Annotated in this window: 15 protein-coding genes and 1 tRNA gene; 10 read left to right on the forward strand and 6 right to left on the reverse strand. The window is 69.5% G+C overall.

What is annotated here, in order from left to right; genetic code table 11:
* Positions 1-180: 180 nt before the first annotated feature.
* Positions 181-1,446, forward strand: a complete 1,266-nt coding sequence (locus ABZ780_RS17935; RefSeq protein WP_357009707.1) for an aspartate kinase — start codon at positions 181-183, stop codon at positions 1,444-1,446.
* Positions 1,447-1,451: 5 nt separating this feature from the next.
* On the forward strand, positions 1,452-2,513 hold the full coding sequence (locus tag ABZ780_RS17940; protein WP_357009710.1) for an aspartate-semialdehyde dehydrogenase: 1,062 nt from the start codon (positions 1,452-1,454) through the stop codon (positions 2,511-2,513).
* Positions 2,514-2,624: 111 nt separating this feature from the next.
* Here the strand turns inward: ABZ780_RS17940 and ABZ780_RS17945 are convergent, their stop codons facing one another.
* Entirely contained in the window at positions 2,625-4,046 is a 1,422-nt protein-coding gene (locus ABZ780_RS17945) for a diguanylate cyclase (RefSeq protein ID WP_357009713.1), read from the reverse strand.
* A gap of 188 nt (positions 4,047-4,234) precedes the next feature.
* Between ABZ780_RS17945 and ABZ780_RS17950 the strand changes: the two genes are divergently transcribed.
* Both ABZ780_RS17950 and ABZ780_RS17955 read left to right on the forward strand, forming a co-directional pair.
* Positions 4,235-4,951: a histone deacetylase gene (locus tag ABZ780_RS17950; protein ID WP_357009716.1), complete on the forward strand. Its 717-nt coding sequence runs from the start codon at positions 4,235-4,237 to the stop codon at positions 4,949-4,951.
* A 168-nt stretch (positions 4,952-5,119) separates the two neighbouring features.
* Entirely contained in the window at positions 5,120-6,826 is a 1,707-nt protein-coding gene (locus ABZ780_RS17955; RefSeq protein ID WP_357009719.1) for a bifunctional metallophosphatase/5'-nucleotidase, read from the forward strand.
* Positions 6,827-7,171: 345 nt separating this feature from the next.
* Here ABZ780_RS17955 and ABZ780_RS17960 read toward each other — a convergent pair whose 3' ends face one another.
* A complete protein-coding gene (locus tag ABZ780_RS17960) occupies positions 7,172-8,458 on the reverse strand; it encodes an MFS transporter (protein ID WP_357009721.1) in 1,287 nt (428 codons plus the stop codon).
* Positions 8,459-8,612: 154 nt separating this feature from the next.
* On the opposite strand from ABZ780_RS17960, the gene ABZ780_RS17965 reads away from it, so the two are divergent.
* From ABZ780_RS17965 to ABZ780_RS17980, 4 genes are all read left to right on the forward strand, one after another.
* A complete protein-coding gene (locus tag ABZ780_RS17965; RefSeq protein WP_357009724.1) occupies positions 8,613-9,086 on the forward strand; it encodes a hypothetical protein in 474 nt (157 codons plus the stop codon).
* Positions 9,087-9,134: 48 nt separating this feature from the next.
* A complete protein-coding gene (locus ABZ780_RS17970) occupies positions 9,135-9,725 on the forward strand; it encodes a DinB family protein (RefSeq protein ID WP_357009728.1) in 591 nt (196 codons plus the stop codon).
* A gap of 211 nt (positions 9,726-9,936) precedes the next feature.
* Positions 9,937-10,323 (forward strand): hypothetical protein, encoded by a 387-nt coding sequence (locus tag ABZ780_RS17975; protein WP_357009731.1) that lies wholly within the window; start codon positions 9,937-9,939, stop codon positions 10,321-10,323.
* Positions 10,301-10,753 carry a hypothetical protein gene (locus tag ABZ780_RS17980; RefSeq protein ID WP_357009733.1) on the forward strand — a complete coding sequence of 151 codons (453 nt, stop codon included), beginning with the start codon at positions 10,301-10,303 and terminating at the stop codon, positions 10,751-10,753. Before ABZ780_RS17975 ends, ABZ780_RS17980 begins: the two co-directional genes overlap by 23 nt.
* Before the next feature lie 359 nt (positions 10,754-11,112).
* Here ABZ780_RS17980 and ABZ780_RS17985 read toward each other — a convergent pair.
* Together ABZ780_RS17985 and ABZ780_RS17990 are read right to left on the reverse strand one after the other, a co-directional pair.
* Positions 11,113-11,189 (reverse strand) — tRNA-Pro (locus ABZ780_RS17985).
* 107 nt (positions 11,190-11,296) lie between these two features.
* On the reverse strand, positions 11,297-12,268 hold the full coding sequence (locus ABZ780_RS17990) for an IS30 family transposase (protein ID WP_357009735.1): 972 nt from the start codon (positions 12,266-12,268) through the stop codon (positions 11,297-11,299).
* A gap of 319 nt (positions 12,269-12,587) precedes the next feature.
* On the opposite strand from ABZ780_RS17990, the gene ABZ780_RS17995 reads away from it, so the two are divergent.
* Positions 12,588-13,424: a transposase family protein gene (locus ABZ780_RS17995; RefSeq protein ID WP_357009737.1), complete on the forward strand. Its 837-nt coding sequence runs from the start codon at positions 12,588-12,590 to the stop codon at positions 13,422-13,424.
* 156 nt (positions 13,425-13,580) lie between these two features.
* On the opposite strand, the gene ABZ780_RS18000 is transcribed toward ABZ780_RS17995, so the two are convergent.
* Positions 13,581-14,474 (reverse strand): metallophosphoesterase, encoded by an 894-nt coding sequence (locus tag ABZ780_RS18000; protein ID WP_357009739.1) that lies wholly within the window; start codon positions 14,472-14,474, stop codon positions 13,581-13,583.
* Positions 14,475-14,499: 25 nt separating this feature from the next.
* On the opposite strand from ABZ780_RS18000, the gene ABZ780_RS18005 reads away from it, so the two are divergent.
* Positions 14,500-14,955 carry a GatB/YqeY domain-containing protein gene (locus ABZ780_RS18005; protein WP_357009741.1) on the forward strand — a complete coding sequence of 152 codons (456 nt, stop codon included), beginning with the start codon at positions 14,500-14,502 and terminating at the stop codon, positions 14,953-14,955.
* A gap of 167 nt (positions 14,956-15,122) precedes the next feature.
* On the opposite strand, the gene ABZ780_RS18010 is transcribed toward ABZ780_RS18005, so the two are convergent.
* On the reverse strand, positions 15,123-17,570 hold the full coding sequence (locus ABZ780_RS18010; protein WP_357009743.1) for a transglycosylase domain-containing protein: 2,448 nt from the start codon (positions 17,568-17,570) through the stop codon (positions 15,123-15,125).
* Positions 17,571-17,884: the final 314 nt, after the last annotated feature.

Below are 17,884 nucleotides of genomic sequence, written 5' to 3' on the forward strand. Positions count from 1 at the left end.
CCGACGGGCTTGCGGACCTGGCCACCCACGCTGACTGACGGGTCACGCGGGCCGGATGGTGGGATCACACGACCCGGCGTCGTGGCCCGCCGGATACCCTCATGGGGTCTGACATGCGCCGCCGGCCCCGGTTCCGGCGGCGTCGGCACGCTCAGGGACTCCGGGAGGGAGTGCACCGTCGTGGCACTCGTGGTGCAGAAGTACGGCGGGTCCTCCGTCGCGAACGCGGAGCGGATCAAGCGGGTGGCCGAGCGCATCGTCGCCGCCCGCAAGGCCGGCGACGACGTCGTGGTGGTGGTCTCCGCGATGGGGGACACCACCGACGAGTTGCTCGACCTGGCCAACCAGGTCAGCCCGTTGCCGCCGGGCCGCGAGCTGGACATGCTGCTCACCGCCGGGGAGCGGATCTCGATGGCCCTGCTGGCCATGGCGATCCACAACCTGGGGTACGAAGCCCGCTCGTTCACCGGCTCGCAGGCCGGCGTGATCACCACCTCGGTGCACGGCCGCGCACGGATCATCGACGTCACCCCGGGGCGCCTCAAGGGCGCGCTCGACGAGGGGTCGGTGGTGATCGTGGCCGGTTTCCAGGGCGTCTCGCAGGACACCAAGGATGTCACCACGCTGGGCCGGGGCGGTTCGGACACCACGGCCGTGGCGCTCGCCGCCGCCCTGCACGCCGACGTGTGCGAGATCTACACCGACGTCGACGGCATCTTCACGGCCGACCCGCGGATCGTGCCCAACGCGCGGCACATCCAGCAGATCACCTACGAGGAGATGCTGGAGCTGGCCGCGTGCGGCGCCAAGGTGCTGCACCTTCGTAGCGTGGAGTACGCCCGCCGGGCGGGGTTGCCGATCCACGTCCGTTCGTCATACTCGACCAACACCGGCACGATGGTCACCGGATCGATGGAGGACCTTTCCGTGGAGCAGGCACTGATCACCGGGGTCGCGCACGACCGCAGCGAGGCCAAGATCACGATCGTCGGCGTGCCCGACGAGCCGGGCGCCGCCGCGCGGATCTTCGACACCGTCGCCGGTGCCGAGATCAACCTCGACATGATCGTGCAGAACGTCTCCACCGAGGGCACCGGCCGGACGGACATCTCGTTCACCCTGCCCAAGGCCGACGGCCCGACCGCGATGACCGCGCTCAGCAAGATCCAGGAGTCGGTCAAGTTCAAGGGCCTGCTCTACGACGACCACGTCGGCAAGGTCTCGCTGATCGGCGCGGGTATGCGCTCGCACCCCGGCGTGGCCGCCGGCTTCTTCGCCGCGCTCGGCGCGGCCGGGGTCAACATCGAGATGATCTCCACCTCCGAGATCCGGGTCTCCGTCGTCTGCCGGGACACCGACCTCGACGCCGCGGTGCGCGCCATCCACGACGCGTTCGAGCTGGGCGGCGACAGCGAAGCCGTGGTCTATGCGGGGACGGGTAGGTAGCGCCGATGACGGCGCTGCCCACCCTCGCCGTGGTCGGAGCGACAGGTGCCGTCGGCACCGTGATGTGTGAGCTGCTCACCGGGCGTCGCAACGTCTGGGGTGAGATACGGCTCATCGCCTCCGAACGTTCGGTGGGCAAGCGGGTGCGCTGCCGGGGCGAGGAGATGGTCGTCCAGGCTCTGACACCAGAGGCATTCGACGGGGTCGACGTGGCGATGTTCGACGTGCCCGACGAGGTCTCCGCCGAGTGGGCGCCCATCGCCGTCGCCCGCGGCGCGATCGCGGTGGACAACTCGGGCGCCTTCCGGATGGAGCGGGACGTCCCGCTGGTGGTTCCGGAGATCAACCCCGAGCAGGTTCGCGACCGGCCCCGGGGCATCATCGCCAACGCCAACTGCACCACCCTCGCGATGATCGTCGCGGTCGCGCCGCTGCACCGCGAGTACGGCCTGCGGGAGCTGGTGCTCGCCTCCTACCAGGCGGTTTCCGGGTCCGGCAAGGCCGGCGTGGACATCCTGCACGACCAACTCGCCAAGGTCGCCGGGGATCGCGCGCTCGGCTCCCGCACGGGTGACGTCCGCCAGGCCGTCGGCGACGACCTCGGCCCGTTCCCGGCCCCGCTGGCGCTCAACGTGGTGCCCTGGGCCGGCTCACCCGCCGACGACGGCTGGTCGTCGGAGGAGATGAAGATCCGCAACGAGTCGCGGAAGATCCTCGGCCTGCCCGACCTCAAGGTCAGCGCCACCTGCGTCCGGGTGCCGGTGGTGACCGCCCACTCGGTGGCCGTGCACGCCGTCTTCGCCACAGAGGTGGACGCCGAGGGCGCCCGCGAGGCGCTGCGCAACGCCCCCGGCGTGATCCTGGTCGACGACCCGGCCTCCGGGGAGTTCCCGATGCCGATCGACGCGGTCGGCACCGACCCGTCCTGGGTCGGCCGGATCCGCCGCGCCCTCGACGACCCGCGCGCCCTCGACTTCTTCGTGACCGGCGACAACCTCCGCAAGGGCGCCGCCCTCAACACAGCCCAGATCGCCGAACTCCTAGCCAAAGAGCTAAAAACCCCGTAACCCCGCTGCCTCTCTTCACCCGCGATCTTGCAGTTTCTGCCCCGACATATGGGGTGAATGCGGCAAAGAGGCGACCGAAAGTGCAAGATCGCGGGGGTGGGGTGGCGGGGATTAGGCCGCTGCTAGGTGGACTCCGTCTCGGCCTTGGCGTTTTACCGCGTAGAGGGCCTGGTCGGCTCTCCGGAGGGTGCGATCGGGGGACTCGCCGGGGCGGGGTAGCGCGACGCCCACGCTGATCGTGCGTCCGGTGCGACGCGCCGCCTCGGCCAGCCGTTCGGCGATCCGGACCGCCTCCTCCGGACGGTTCACCTCGATCACCGCGACGAACTCGTCACCGCCGATCCGGTACAGCTCGTCCCCGTGCCGCAGCGCTCCCTCCAGCGCCCGGGCCAGCCCGACCAGCACCTGGTCGCCAGCCTGGTGGCCGTACGTGTCGTTAATCGTCTTGAAGCCGTCCACGTCGATCGCCAGCAGCGCCGTACGCCCCGGGGTGGCCGCCGCTATCCGCTGCCCGAACGGGCCGGTGTGCCCCAGCCCTGTCAGCGGGTCCGAGCTGGCCTGCTCCCGCAGCCGGGCCAGTGTGCGCAGTCGGTCCAGGCTGGTCCACACCTGCCCGGCGAGCAACTCCATCAGGCTGACCGTGGTCGGGTCCGGACGCAGTGCCCGCTCGTCGGCGACGAGGAGCGCCCCGCCCGCGTCCGACGGCCCGACCGGAACGGCGATCAGCGAGCGCACCCCGGCCCGGGTCAGCGGCCGGTAGTCCTCCGTCGGCGGGTGCCCCACCTCGCCCAGCGTGTACCCGGCCCCGTACCGGTGCGCCCGGTCCACCATCCGACCGAGCGCCTCCGGCCCCGCCACGGCCAACTCGGCACGGATGCGGATCTCCAGGTCCCCCGGGGCCAGCGGCGACGGCCCGAGCCGGGCACCACCCGGCCCGCCGATCAGCAACACCGCCGTGGAGAGGGTGGAGACCTCCCGGGCGGCGCAGGTCGCCGCGCTCATCACGTCCCCCTCGGTCGCGGCGGACGAGAGCGCGGCGGCGTGCCGGAGAAGCTTCTCGCTGCGACTCTCCGCCGGAGGGCCGCCGAGCGCGGCGATCCGAGCGCCGAGCCGAGCCGCCACCCGCTGCGCGGTGTCCCGCCACGGCTCCAGGTCGACCGGCCCGCTCCACTGCACGTCGAGGACGCCGATCGCCCGGCCTGCCGGGTCCAGCACCGGCACGCACAGCTCTGCGGTCACGTCGGGGCGTACCGGCAGGTAGTCGGGGTCGACTGTGACATCCGGGACCACGGCCGCGGTGCCGGTGGCGAACACCCGGCCGACGATCCCGGTGCGTGCCGGCACCGTGGCGAAGACCTGCCAGGCGCCGGTCGCTGCCACGCAGCGCAGCCGATCATGGACATCGAGAAGCACGGAGATGGTTGCCGAGGTGTGCTGGGACAGGGCGCTTACCGTCCACCGACAGGCCTCCGGCACGCTCGACGCCATCGTCAGGCGGGCGGTGACGTCACGGATGACTCGCTGATGATCCACTCGCACGTCGTTCCAGGTAGGGGAGGGGTCGGCCGGGCGCCGAGCCGCGCGATCAAGCGTACTCACGGCTGACCGGGCACCGATTTGCTTCGTACACATGTGCCATCCACAGGCTGTGGACGCAGCCTGTGGGTTCAGGCGGCGGCCGGCACTAGCGTGGGGACCCCCGGCGCCGAGGAGGCCAGCCCATGCCCGGTGACCCGCGTCCGACCGCCGCCGTGACCCGCGGCTCCGTCGGGGTCGCCGCCGAGGAACAACTCGTCTGGTACGTCGCGTACGGCTCGAACATGCACGCCGCCCGGCTGGCCTGGTACATCGGTGGCGGCTGCCCGCCCGGCGGCCGGCGGACGTACCCGGGCTGCCGGAACCCCCGCCCTCCGAGCCGGTCGATGCCGGTGTCGCTGCCCGGCGGGATCTACTTCGCTGGCGAGTCCGGTGCCTGGACCGGTGGGATGGCGTTCTACGACCCGCACCTGCCCGGGCTGGCCGCGGCTCGGGCCTACCTGGTCACCATCGAGCAGTTCACCGACATCGCCGCCCAGGAGATGTACCGCCCAGCGGGCGACAGCGCCGGCCTGCTCCCGACGACCGTCGAGGCGATCGACACCGCCGTCGCCGACGGACGCGCCACGCTCGGCCCCGGACGCTACGAGACGCTGGTCTGCCCGGGCCGCCGCGCCGGAGTCCCGATGCTCACCTTCACCGCTCCCGAGCCGGCATCCGCCGTCCGGTGCCGGCCACCCGCGCCGCTCTACCTCGGCATGATCGCCCGAGGGCTGCGCGAGTCGCACGGCTGGCCGGCCGAGCGGATCGCCGGCTACCTCGCGCAGCGTCCCGGTGTCGCGGACGGCTGGTCACCCGATGCTGTCACTGCCCTGGTCATCGATGCGCTCGCCGTCGACTGACCGCGCCGAACACACGGCTCGACCGGTCGGCGTTCGGATGAGAGGCTGTCCGAGGGCGGCGACCCCCAACCGCCGCCATCCACGATCGACACTTCCGACGGCGTCGGTCGGCGGCCCGGTCGACCCACAGTCCGGACGCCGCACACGCCGATTCTCACGAGGAGTCTCATGTCCATACCCGGGATGCGTCGGGCCGCTGTCGGCCTGACCGCGCTCGCGGTGGCAGCGCTCGGCGCCGTCGCCACCACCCCCGAGCAGGCGGATGCCCGACCGAAGCCGGTCGACGTCACCCTGCTGGCCCTCAACGACTTCCACGGCAACCTCGAACCGCCGAGCGGGTCCAGCGGCACCATCGCCGGGCAGACCGCTGGCGGCGTCGAATACCTCGCGACCCACCTGGCCGAGCTGCGTGCCGCCGCCAAGAAGAAGAACACCATCACCGTCGCCGCCGGTGACCTGATCGGTGCGTCCCCGCTGCTCTCCGCCGCGTTCCACGACGAGCCGACCATCGAGGCGCTGAGCATGGCCGGGCTGGACTACGCCAGCGTCGGCAACCACGAGTTCGACGAGGGCGCCGCCGAGCTGCTGCGGATCCAGAACGGCGGCTGCCACCCGGTGGACGGCTGCGGCGACGGCACCCCGTACCGGGGCGCCGGCTTCAAGTACCTGTCCGCCAACGCCTTCAAGACCGCCACCGGCAAGCCGCTGATGGCGCCGTACGCGATCCACAAGGTGCAGGGCGTCAAGGTCGGCTTCATCGGGATGACCCTGGAGGGCACCCCGGAGATCGTGAGCCAGCAGGGCGTCGCCGGCCTCACCTTCACCGACGAGGCCGACACCGCCAACCGGTACGCCCGCGAGCTGCGGCGCAAGGGCGTGGAAGCGATCGTCGTGCTGCTGCACGAGGGCGGCACCCAGGCCGCCACCGGTGGCATCAACGACTGCGTCGGCATGACCGGGCCCATCGTGGACATCGCCAACCGGATGGACCCGTCGATCGACGTGGTGGTCAGTGGCCACACCCACCAGGCGTACAACTGCGACATCAACGGCAAGCTGGTCACCAGTGCCAGCTCGTTCGGTCGCCTGGTCACCAACATCGACCTGAAGATCGATCGTCACTCCGGTGACATCATCTCCGCGGCCGCCGAGAACGTGGTGGTCAGCCGGGACGTCGCCAAGGACCCGAAGCAGACCGCGCTGATCAACCGCTACAAGACGGTGCTCGGCCCGGTCGCCGGCCGCCAGGTCGGCGAGACCACCCAGGCCATCACCCGGAGCCAGGAAACCCTCTTCGGTACGGCCATGGGCGAGTCCCCGCTGGGCAACCTGATCGCCGACGCGCAACTCGCCGCCACCGACGACGAACAGAATGCCGTCGCCGCCTTCATGAACCCGGGCGGCGTCCGGGCCGACCTCGACGCCGGCCCGGTCACCTACGAGGAGGCGTTCACGGTGCAGCCGTTCGCCAACAACCTGGTGACACTGGACCTGACCGGAGCACAGCTCTACTGCGTCCTGGAGCAGCAGTTCGTCACCGGCCGGACGCTGTACCCGTCGTCGACCGTCGGCTACGTGGTCGACCCGGCCGGCACCACCGGCACCGCCACCGACCCGTGCGCCGGCACCCGCGTCGTCCGGGGCAGCCTCACCCTCGGCGGCACCGCCGTCGACACCGCCGCCACCTACCGGGTGACGGTGAACAACTTCCTCGCCGGCGGCGGCGACGGGTTCAGCGCCCTCACCGGCGGCACGAACCTGGTCACCGGCCAGATCGACCTGGACGCGTTCGTGGCGTACCTGACCGCGCAGTCGCCGGTCTCCGCCCCGACGCTGGACCGTATCCGCACCACCGCCGAGGTCCCCGCCGCCTGACGGCCGACCCCGCGACGACCGGGCCCCGGAGCATCCGCTCCGGGGCCTTGCCGTTGCGCGGGCCTTGCCGTTGCGCGGGCCTTGCCGTTGCGCGGGCCTTGCCGCCTGTCGCGGGCCTTGCCGTTGCGTAGGCCTTGCGGCGTGCGCGGGTCTTGCCGCCTGTCCCGCGCAAGATCGTGCTCGAACATGGAAGTAGTGGCCTCCGGCGGGGAGGAAGGCCACTACAACCAGGATCGAGCACGATCTTGCGAGCGTCGAGGCGTCGAGGCGTCGAGGCGATGCGGTGTGGGGCGGGGCGGTGCGATGCGTCGCGGGGGGTGCGCGGCGGGGCTGGGTTGCGCAGCGTCAGGCGGAGGCCAGGGCTGGGTCGGGGGTGGTCGGGGTCGTCGTTGCGCGGCCGTCCTGATCGGCGGTGAGCAACCGGCGCAGGGAGAGCGCGATGACCGAGGCGACCAGGCAGCCGCCGACCACCACCGCCACCCAGACCATGCCGTTCGCCAGTTCGATGAGTGGGCCGGCGGTCACCGGGCCGATCACCCCACTGATGCCGAAGATCATCGAGCTCATGGCGTTGTACCGGCCGCGTAGCTCGTCGGTGGCCAGCGCGTTGGTCAGCGCCGGCATCACCGGCGACAGCATCGTCTCGCCGAAGCCGAAGATCGCCGAGCAGGCCACCACGCACAGGGCTGCCACCAGGGCATTGCCGGTGCTGACCACGCCGGCGACGCCGAGGACCAACCAGGCGGTGGCGAACACCGCGCCCACCAGGGCAAGTGCGCCGGTACGGCTGCGCCCCTCGATCCGGCGGATCACCAGGAGTTGGGCGAGCACGATCATCACGGTGTTGGCCGCGAGCGCCCAGGCCACCACCCGCGGGCTCACCTCGGCGACCCGTACGGCGAATGCGGCGAAGCCCACCTCGACCTGGGCGTACCCGCAGGTGGTCAGGACCAGGCCGAAGATCACGAGCCGGCGGAACGGGCGGTCGCGGAGCACGGTGAGGTAGCCGCCGCCCGACGACGGCCCCTCGCCGGTCGAACGGTGGACGAGTCGGTGGCCAACGCCCGGCAGGGTCAACAGGATCACTGCCGGCATCAGGTAGCTCACCGCGTCCAGCAGGTAGAGCGTCTGGAAGGTGACCGGTCGCGCCGTGTCGACGATCGCGCCGGAGGTCATGCCGCCGATGCCGATGCCGAGGTTGAGCAGGGCGAAGTTCAACCCGAAGACGCGTTGCCGCTCGTCGTCTTCGGTCAGCGAGGCGAGGATCGTGTTCTGCCCGGACCAGATCGCCGAGCTGCCGACGGCGATCACCGTCATCACCAGCAGGGCCGAGCCGGTCGAGTGGACCAGCGCGAGCGAGCCGGTGCCGACCGCCTCGATCAGCAGGCAGGGAATCACCACCCGGCGGGCGCCGAACCGGTCGATCAGCGTTCCGCCCAGCGGAGACAGGGCCAGGGTGACGACGCCGTACCAGCCGATCACCAGACCGGCGCGGGTGTCGGTGAGTCCGCGTACGTCGGTCAGGTAGATGAACAGGAACGGCAGGGTCATGCCCCGCCCGATCGCCGACAGCAGAGTGCCGATGAGGAGTCGGCGGGCTTCCGGACGGCGGGGCAGGGAGCGGCGCAGCATGTCCGGCATTCTGTGCGCTGGGTACGACGGAGTGCGAACCGTTTAACCGGCCTGCGTGGCCGAGCCCCCAGCGCCGGCACTGTCGTGCACAGGTCAGCGTCCTCCGTGGCCGGGGCGCGCGGCGGCTGTCGGTGTGCTCTGCCATGCTGGCCCGGTGAGCGTGACCTGGCGGCATCTGCCCGCATCGGCCCGTGAGATCGCCAACGCGGCCGGGGAGGCCGTCGCAGCCGTGCAGCAGCGCGACCCCACGGCGTACGAGGCGGCGGTTGCGCGGCTCACCGGCGCCGACCGGTCCGGCCTGGTGCTCGGCGTCGCGGTCCGGTTGCTGCTGGAGGAGACCCACCCGGACGGGCTGGACGGTGACGACGTCCGCCAGGTGCTGGAACGCTGCGTTCGTTCGGCCGCCGAATGGTGTTCCGACGTCGACCCGCATGTGGTGCTGGTGCTTCTCGCCGGGGCGCTCGGCGTGTACGACCCGGGCGACGACGACCATCCGCCCAGCCCGGCGGCGGTTGCCCGACACGCTCCGCTGCTCATCGCCGACCTGGTGTCGGCTGCGGGTCGGCCGCTCGACGACCATCTGGCTGCCGCGTTCGCCGAGATCGAGCGTACCGAACGGCACGACTGACCGGCCCGTGCCCCACAATGGCTCGGCGCATAGGGAACACTGGCCGGCATGGCTGACCTGGGCGATGCGAAAACCGCGTTACACGACTACCTCCAGGGGACTCGCGAAGACCTGATCTGGAAGCTTGACGGGCTGAGCGAACGCGAAGCCAGACTGCCCCGCACCGCGACCGGCAACAATCTGCTGGGCGTGATCAAGCACTGCCTCAATGTCGAAGCCGGGTACTTCGGGCCCACCTTCGGGCGCGAATTCCCCACGCCCGAGGAACTGGTTCCCGAGCAGGCGTTCGACGAGGACCCGCAGGCAGACTGGTACGCGCGGGAGGACGAGACGAAGGACGGGCTGATCGACCTGTATCGCCGTGTCGGGGCGTTCGCGGATCAGACGATCCGAGAGCTACCGCTCGACGCGCCGGGGCAGGTGACGTGGTGGCGGCCAGGTGCGCAGGCCGTGACGCTGCACAGGATCATCATGCACGTGACGTGCGATCTCGCCCGTCACGCCGGTCACGCCGACATCATGCGCGAGCAGCACGACACGGTGATCGGCCTGCGGCGGGAGAACACCAACATCCCCGACGGCTATGACTGGACGGCGTACGTCGCCAGGCTGACGAAGCTCGCCGACCGGTTCGAATAACCCTCTGAGCCCGAGGTGTTGGTCACTCGAGAGGCACACGAGGGCGCATCCATGAATCGGGTGTGCCCTCGTACCTCTGGTCGGGGTGGCCGGATTCGATCTGTTGGCTGAGCTGCGGAAAGGTCCACAAGCGCCACGGTCGTCCGGCGGTGTGTATCGGTCGTCAGCCGGTTAGCCACTGAGCCCGGGCCCTGCTTCTGGGAGGTAGACCGTGTCCTTCAAATCCATCCTTGCGGCGCTGGTGCCTATTGCGGGGTTGGCTGCAATAATCTGGGTCGCCAACTGGCCCTTCAACACCCCGTGGGAGAGCAAGCTCAGTCCCAAAGAACGTCGGATTAACGCCGAGCACAACCGGCGTCATCACCGCCGTGCGGCGCGCATGGTATTGCCCATCTTTGCCATCGGGTCAGGAATTGCATCGGTGGGTCTCTTGTCAGGCCCGAAAAGTGATCCGTTCGCGGCGGTGGTCATGGGCGTCTGCTCGGTTGTGTGCGCCGGCGTGTTCGGTGCTCTGATCAAGAGGGGGCGCGGGCGGCGGCCTACTCCTCATCGAAACCACCCGCACCATCAAGCAGATGGCCCGGTTCAAGGCCCGTAAGCCCGAGCCGCCACGCCGCTCGTCGCTCCCACCGAAGCAGGTCTGCGACCATCCCCGAATGGTCAACGTGGTGATCGACGACAACCGTGAGGACCCTGCTGTCGTGATGGTGATGCTGCAGGGGCCACCGTCATGGGAGTTCCACTTCTGGATCCACCTCAGTGAGCTCGCTCGCCTACGGTCTCTCCGCAAGGCCGACTGGAACGCACGGCGCTCGGTGCAGCTCGGCGAAGACGGTGCTGGCACGCCGGTGCACTGGTCAATCATCGACGACACCCTCACAGCTCTGATCGGCCCAGACGACGAAACCTGGCACCTCGCCATCTCCATGCCCCTCGACACGCTCGACCGCCTCACGACCGAAGCTACGAACCTCCTGCCCCCGCCAGAACCACCCACGCCGTGCCCTGGCCAACTAGAGATCTTCTAGCCGGACGGTGCCAGCCAAGTCCCCAGACCGGTCTGTCACGCACGGCCCGGCGGACCAGCGGTGCCAGTTGCCGGCCGAGGGTGGTGATTCCGCCGGTAGTGCGGTGACTCGGCGGGCGAGGCCCGCCAAGGCGGCGGCGGTGGCGTGTTCCGGTTGTGCAGCTGGGTCGGGTCGATGGTGAGGGCTTGCAGCGGTTGACCAGGACAGCCGCGCTGGGCTTGGTCAACTGCGCCCGCAACCTTTCGGGGGCGGCCGGTGCTGCTTTAGGGCGCGGCGGTCATGTTCGCGCCGGCTGCCGAGGCATAGTCATCCAGGAAGCACTAGAGGGCACATCCATGGATCGGATGTGCCCTCTGACCTGGTCGGGGTGGCCGGATTCGAACCGACGACCTCTTCGTCCCGAACGAAGCGCGCTACCAAGCTGCGCCACACCCCGAGGCGTGCCGACAAATAGTAGCCCACCCGCTCCGATGGTCAAACTCGGTACCCCCGCCGCCTGGAGCAGCCAAGATCCGCGCAACTTCAGGGATCTAGTGCCCGTGCTCAGCTGGTGGAAGCAATCTGGCTGGTCAGCAGCTCGGCGAAGACTTCTTTGGGTTTCTTGTAGGCGAGGATACGGCGGGGTCGGTTGTTGAGTCGGTCGGCGATGGCGTTGAGGTGCTGGTGGTCGTTGGGGATGACGGTGCCGCGGGGGAGGTATTCGCGGATCCAGCGGTTGGTGCTCTCGTTGGTGCCGCGTTCCCAGGGGCTGTGGGGGTGGGCGAAGTAGACGTCGATGTCAGCGGCGACGCTCAGGGCGGCGTGTTCGGCCATCTCGGTGCCGCAGTCCCAGGTCAGGGTGCGGCGCAGGGCGTCGGGTAAGCCGGCGATGCCGGTGGCCACGGCGCTGGTGACGGTGGGGCTGTCTCGGCCGGACAGCGGGATCAGGATCAAGAAGCGGGAGGTGCGCTCCACCAGCGTGGCGGTGGCACTGGCGCCGTTCTTGCCGATGATCAGGTCGCCTTCCCAGTGCCCGGGTATCCGCCGGTCCTCGGCCTGGGCGGGCCGCTGATCGATGAACGTCGGGTTGGGAATCTTCGGCGCCCGCGACGCGGCCGAACGCGCCGGACGACGGTTTCTGCGGCCACTGCGTAACCGCAGGTGCTGCCGGGCCAACTCCCCGACCGGCAACGCGTACATCCACGTGTAAATCGCCTCGTGTGACACCCGCATCGCCTCGTCGTCGGGATAGTCCAACCGCAACCGCCCAGCAACCTGATCCGGCGACCAGCCCTCACCCAACAACGCCACCACCACCTCCCGCAGCCGCGCGTCCAACTCCAGCTTGCACGGCTTCGGCCGACGCCGCGCCCGCTGCGCCTGCCGCTGCGAACGCCACGCCCGATAGAACCCCCGCCCACCACCCCGGCTGATCTCCCGCGACACCACACTCGGATCCCGACCGATCACCACCGCGATCTGCTGACCCGACAACCCCTCAGCGATACCCCGCGTGATCTCTTCCCGATCCGCCACCGTCAACGGTCTACGACCCGCCACGTGCCCACCGATCTCTCAGCGATTCGCCCCGCCAAGAGGACAACGAACGACAAGATCGATTGCTACGACCAGCTGAGCACGGGGTGGCCTCGCGGCGCCCGGAGGGCACTACATCCCGGAGCTTGTCTCATCCTGTTTGGGCTGGTCGGGTGGTGTTGACAGGATGGGTGATGGAGTCGGGACCCTGGTCAGGGCGTGGTGATCTTCGTCGGTGATCAGCTGCCCTCGTGGATGTTTGACCGTGTCCGGCGTTGCGCGTGGTTCATAGCGGGGCCCTCGGTGAGGGTTGCAGGTCGTGACACACGACAACACGCCCACCGAGGGCCACGCTCTGGTCTACCAGGTCCATCTGCCCTTGTCGACGAAGTCGCTGGCCTTGATCACCCAAGCGATCCATCAGTATCGCCGCGGTGTGGGCTCACGGTGGCGCAAGCTGCCCGATGAGCAGGTCGCCCTCATCGTGCTGGCCGTACTCCGCCATGATCAACGTCCCGCCGACCTCGCCGCCGCCTACGGGGTATCGCATCACAGCGTGCGTCGCTGGGTTCGGCAGAGCATCACCACCCTCGCCGCGATGGCCCCCCGCCTCGACCGGGTCCTCACCCGCGCCGCCCACACCAACGATGAGGACCCACTGCTGTTCGACGGCACCTGCCTACCCGTGCACCGACCGGCCGGTCACGCCGAACGACGCCTGTGGTGCGGCAAACACAAAGCCCACCACCTACGCGTACTCACCCTCACCAACCACCACGGCCGGCTGCTCTGGATCTCCGCCGCCACCGGCGCCCGCACCCACGAAGCCACCCAAGCCAAACGCCTGCGCCTACCCGCCCGACTCCGCCATCACGACCTCGCCATCATCTGCGACCGCATCCACACCCGCCTCGACGACCAACCCGACAACCCCACCGTCATCACCGGACACCGCGGCAACCGCCACCACCCACTCACCCCCGCCCAACACACCGTGAACACCCTGCTCAGCCGCGAACGCGCACCCAACGAACACGCCCACGCCCACCTCAAAAACTGGCGCATCCTCACCCGACTACGCCACGGCTGGCGCCACCACGCCACCACCCTGCTACGCGCCCTACTCGTCCTCACCAACGCCGAAATCAACCGCTAACCCAACAAATGATCACCACTAAAGATCCACACCTGCCCACCAGCACCCCAACCACACCACCAAACCTGTCAACCACCCCCCACCAGCCCAAACAGGATGAGACAAGCTCCCGGAAGTTGTGCGGATCTTGAAAGGCAGACGGACGAGAAGCCAGGGTCAGCGGGGGATCAGGGTGAGGATGCTCGCCTCCGGGGGGCAGGCGAAGCGGATCGGGGCGGTCGGGTGGGTGCCGAGGCCGGCGGAGACGTGCAGCCAGGAGTCCGAGCCGGGCCACCGGTGCAGCCCGCGCGCCATCGAGCGGGGCAGGCCGCAGTTGGTCACAAGCGCCCCGTACCCGGGCACGCAGACCTGTCCGCCGTGGGTATGCCCGGCCAGCAGGAGCCCGAAGCGGTCCGCGGCCATCTGGTCGAGCACCCGCGGCTCGGGGGAGTGCGTCAGCGCGATCGACAGGTCGGCCGAGGACGAGACCGCGCCGGCCACCGACGGGTAGTCGTCCCGGCCGATGTGGGGATCGTCCACGCCGACCAGGTCGAGCTGCCGACCGCCGGCCTTGAGGGTGGTCCGGGCGTTGTTGAGGTCCGCCCAGCCGGCGCCGGTGAACACCTGGCGCAGCTCCTCGTAGGGCAGCTCGACGCCCTCGGTGTACTCCCGGTCGGGCAGGAAGTAGCTGAACGGGTTCTTCAACACCGGGCCGGTGTAGTCGTTGGAGCCGAACACGAACGCGCCCGGATAATCCAGCAGCGGCTGCAGGGCCCGCAGCACACCCGGCACCGCCCCCGGGTGCGCCATGTTGTCGCCGGTCACCACCACCAGGTCGGGGTCGAGGGCGGCCAGTGACGCCACCCAGCGCTGTTTGCGTGCCTGGTCGGGCATCATGTGCAGGTCCGACAGGTGCAGCACGCGTAGCGGCTCCGCGTCGGCCGGCAGCACCGGCACGTCGTACCGTCGCAGGGTGAACATGTTGCGCTCGATGAGCGACGCGTAGGCGAGCGTGGCCGCGCCGAGCGTGGCGGTTCCGGCGGCGAGACGGAATAGTGTGCGCTTTCGCATGGCGTTCAGGGTAGTTTGACCGTCCATGAGCACGCTGAAGGACCGCCTCACCGCTGACATGCGTTCCGCGCTCAAGGCGCGCGACGAACTGACCACCTCCACGCTGCGGATGGCCCTGGCCGCCGTGGGCACCGCCGAGGTCGCCGGCAAGGCCAAGCGCGAGCTCACCGACGACGAGGTGCTCGCTGTTCTCACCAAGGAGGCCAAGAAGCGCCGGGAGGCGGCCACCGCCTTCGCCGACGCGGGCCGCGCCGAGCAGGCCGCGAAGGAGACCGCCGAGGGCGAGGTGCTGGACCGCTACCTGCCCAGGCAGCTCTCGGAGGCCGAGCTGACCGAGTTGGTGTCGGGGGCGCTCGCCGCGGGCGGCTTCACCGGCAAGGCCCAGATGGGCCCGGCGATGAAGGCGGCCCAGGCCGCGGTGGCGGGCCAGGCCGAGGGTGGTCGGGTTGCCGCCGAGGTACGTCGCCAGCTCGGCCTCTGACCGACCGGCGAATCGGGCCAGCGCGAGCCCGCCAGCTCGGCCTCAGACAGACCGGCGAATATTGCAGCGTGGCCGGGCGCGTCGGCGCGCAGCGATAGTCGAGAACAGGCGAACGGGCGGGCACCCTCCAGGGGTGTCCGCCCGTTTCGCGTGCTTTACCTAGCGACTCAGCCGCCCGGTCGGCCGCCGCCGGGTCGACCAGGCCCGTTGCCCGGCCCGTTACCGGGTTGCCCCGGCGTGGTGGTGCCGGGTGTGGTGCCGCCACCGTTGCTGACGTCGATGGAGACCACGCCGCCCTTGATCTGGCGGTTGTTCGGGCTGGTGCCGGCGGCGGTGCCCGCCGGGCAGGTCGAGGTCACCCGCCCGTCGGAGACGATCGGCACGAAGCCAGCGCCCTTGAGCCGGGACTTGGCGGTCTCGATCGACTGGCACTTCACATCGGGGATGCTGCGCTGGTCACCCTCGGAGATCTTCTGGCCCGGAGGCTCGAAGTTGATCCGAGGCTTGCCCTTCATGGCGTCCCGCAGCGTCTCGTACACCGGCGGGTTGATGCCGTCCCGCTCCTTGTGCTTCATCTTGACGTTGGTCTGCGGCCAGTCCGGGTCGGCCATGATGCCGGCCACCGCGTACTGCTTGGTCATCGCGACCAGGGCAGCGGTCTTCTCCGAGTCGGTGGTGCCCGACTTGCCGGCCACCGGCGCGTCGACGATGCCCTTCACCACGCCGGCGGTGCGGCTGCCGCCGCACTTGCTGGTCCTGGAGTTGTCGCCGACCGGGCAGCGGGCGGCGTCGACGGCGGCCCGGGCCACGTCGGTGCTGAACCGCTTCTCGCAGCGCGGGTTGGCGATGTCCAGCTTGTTGCCCTCCGGGTCGCGGATCTCCTGCACCGGGATCGGCTCGCAGTACTTGCCGTCCGCCGCGAGGGTCGCGTACGCGTTGGCCAGGTCCAGCGGAGTGGTCTGCGAGACACCAAGGGTGAAGGCGCCCCACTGGTGCGCGGCCTCCTTCGTGCCGCTGAGTCGGAGGTCTTCCGAGGTGCGGAACTGGATGCCGGCCCGCTTGGCGGCGTCGATCACGTTCTCCGCGCCGACCTGCTGCTGGAGCGGGACGAAGTAGGTGTTGACCGACTGCGCGAAGGCGCTCCACATGTTCTGGATGCCGCCGGCCTTCATGCCGGAGTTGGTCGGGCAGTACAGGTTGGTGCCGGGGCAGGCGGCCGGGCCGGGCTGAATCTTGTACTCCGACTTGAACTGCTGCGGCGCGTTGATCGGGTAGCTGAGCGGGACACCCTTCTCCAGCGCGGCCAGGATGGTGAAGATCTTGAAGGTCGAGCCGGCCTGGTAGCCGGTGATGCCGTCGCCGCCGGTGAGCAGCGGGTTGACGGTCGCCGGGTAGTTGCCCCGGATCTTCTTCTTGCTCTTCGCGGGATCGCTGGAGATCTTGTTCTTCGGGTTCTTCGGGTCGTCGAGCTTGAACTGCCGGTTGACCGCGAGCGCCCGGACCCGGCCGGTGCCGGGCTCGACCACCGCGACCATGGCGGCTTCCTTACTGTTCTCGCTCTTGGCCTTGCGGACCGCCTTGTCCGCGCCCTTCTGCGCCTGGACGTCGATCGACGTGATGATGGTGTAGCCGCCGCTCTTCAACCGGCGCTCACGGTCGTATGACGTCGAGCCGAACGTCTCCTGCTGCATCCACCAGCGGTAGAAGTAGTCGCAGAAGAAACCCCAGCTGTTGACGTTGGCGGCGACGCAGCCGTTCGGGGTGCGCCGGTCCTTTACGACCAGCTTGGTCGCCTTGGCCGCGTCGGCCTCCTGCTGCGTGATGGCGTTGGTCTTGACCATGTTGTCGATGACGTAGTTGCGCCGGTCCAACGCGAGCGGGTAGCCGCTCTTGGTGGTCGGGTCGTTCGTCGTCGGAGCCTTGACCATGCCGGCCAGCAGCGCCGCTTCCTCGATCTTGAGCTTGCTCGGCGGCTTACCGAAGTAGACCTGGCTGGCGGCGTAGATGCCGTACGCGCCGTTGCCGAACGAGGCGAGGTTGAGGTAGCGGGTCAGGATCTCGTCCTTGGAGAACTCCTTGTCGACCTGCAGGGCCAGTCGCATCTCGCGGAGCTTGCGGGCGCTGGTGTCCTCGGTCGCGGCGACCACGTCGGCCGGGTGGGTGGCCGAGTAGGCGATGGCCAGCCGGACGTACTGCATGGTCAGCGTCGAGGCGCCCTGGCGCCCGGCGCTCTCGTTCTGGTTGTTGACGAACGCGCGGGCGACACCGTTGATGTCGACGCCGTTGTGCTTGTAGAAGTCGTGGTCCTCGGCCGCGATGATGGCCTTCTGCATGGGCTCGGAGATGTCGGCGAGCTTCACGTCGCGCCGGTTCTCGTCGTACATCGTCGCGAGCGGCGTCTTGCCGTCCGAGGCCAGCAGGTAGCTGATCTGCGGCGCGCGGGCCACCGTCAGCTCCGTGGGCAAATTACCGAAGGTCTCGGCACCGGCCTTGGCGGCCAAGCCGGACATCGCCACCGCGGGGAAGGCCGCCGCAGCGACCACCACGCCAGCCAACAGGCCACAGATGAGCAGCGATGCGGCGTTGGTCAGCACATTGTGGTCACGTTTCCGCATCCAGGTCACCTCGACAGGGTACGCGAGTAGGGAACGAGGGGCGCTGGGGCGTTCTTTCCCCATTTCCTGCGTGCGCTGCCCTCGTTGTGCTAAACGCATGACCCCCCGTACGAGGTTGCGTGTGACCTGGCGTGAGTCTCCTCCGATCGGAGGGAACGGCGCAGCGTTTTCACGGACCTCGGCGGGGTAACCGGCGGTCGAAAGCCCGGGAAGCCGGGAGTGTCCGGAATGATGGATTTCGTCGACAACGTTGCGTAATCGGTCGACTACAGAGCATGATGATGGCGGCGACAGCGCCACATGTCGTTCGTGCC

This window comes from Micromonospora sp. NPDC047467 (assembly GCF_040643095.1).
Taxonomy (GTDB): domain Bacteria; phylum Actinomycetota; class Actinomycetes; order Mycobacteriales; family Micromonosporaceae; genus Micromonospora.

Coding starts and splice junctions, on each gene's coding strand:
- ABZ780_RS17940 (WP_357009710.1), top strand. CDS start 1,452: ATGACGGCGCTGCCCACCCTCGCCGTGGTCGGAGCGACAGGTGCCGTC.
- ABZ780_RS17950 (WP_357009716.1), top strand. CDS start 4,235: ATGCCCGGTGACCCGCGTCCGACCGCCGCCGTGACCCGCGGCTCCGTC.
- ABZ780_RS17955 (WP_357009719.1), top strand. CDS start 5,120: ATGTCCATACCCGGGATGCGTCGGGCCGCTGTCGGCCTGACCGCGCTC.
- ABZ780_RS17960 (WP_357009721.1), bottom strand. CDS start 8,458: ATGCTGCGCCGCTCCCTGCCCCGCCGTCCGGAAGCCCGCCGACTCCTC.
- ABZ780_RS17970 (WP_357009728.1), top strand. CDS start 9,135: ATGGCTGACCTGGGCGATGCGAAAACCGCGTTACACGACTACCTCCAG.
- ABZ780_RS17980 (WP_357009733.1), top strand. CDS start 10,301: ATGGCCCGGTTCAAGGCCCGTAAGCCCGAGCCGCCACGCCGCTCGTCG.
- ABZ780_RS18000 (WP_357009739.1), bottom strand. CDS start 14,474: ATGCGAAAGCGCACACTATTCCGTCTCGCCGCCGGAACCGCCACGCTC.
- ABZ780_RS18005 (WP_357009741.1), top strand. CDS start 14,500: ATGAGCACGCTGAAGGACCGCCTCACCGCTGACATGCGTTCCGCGCTC.
- ABZ780_RS18010 (WP_357009743.1), bottom strand. CDS start 17,570: ATGCGGAAACGTGACCACAATGTGCTGACCAACGCCGCATCGCTGCTC.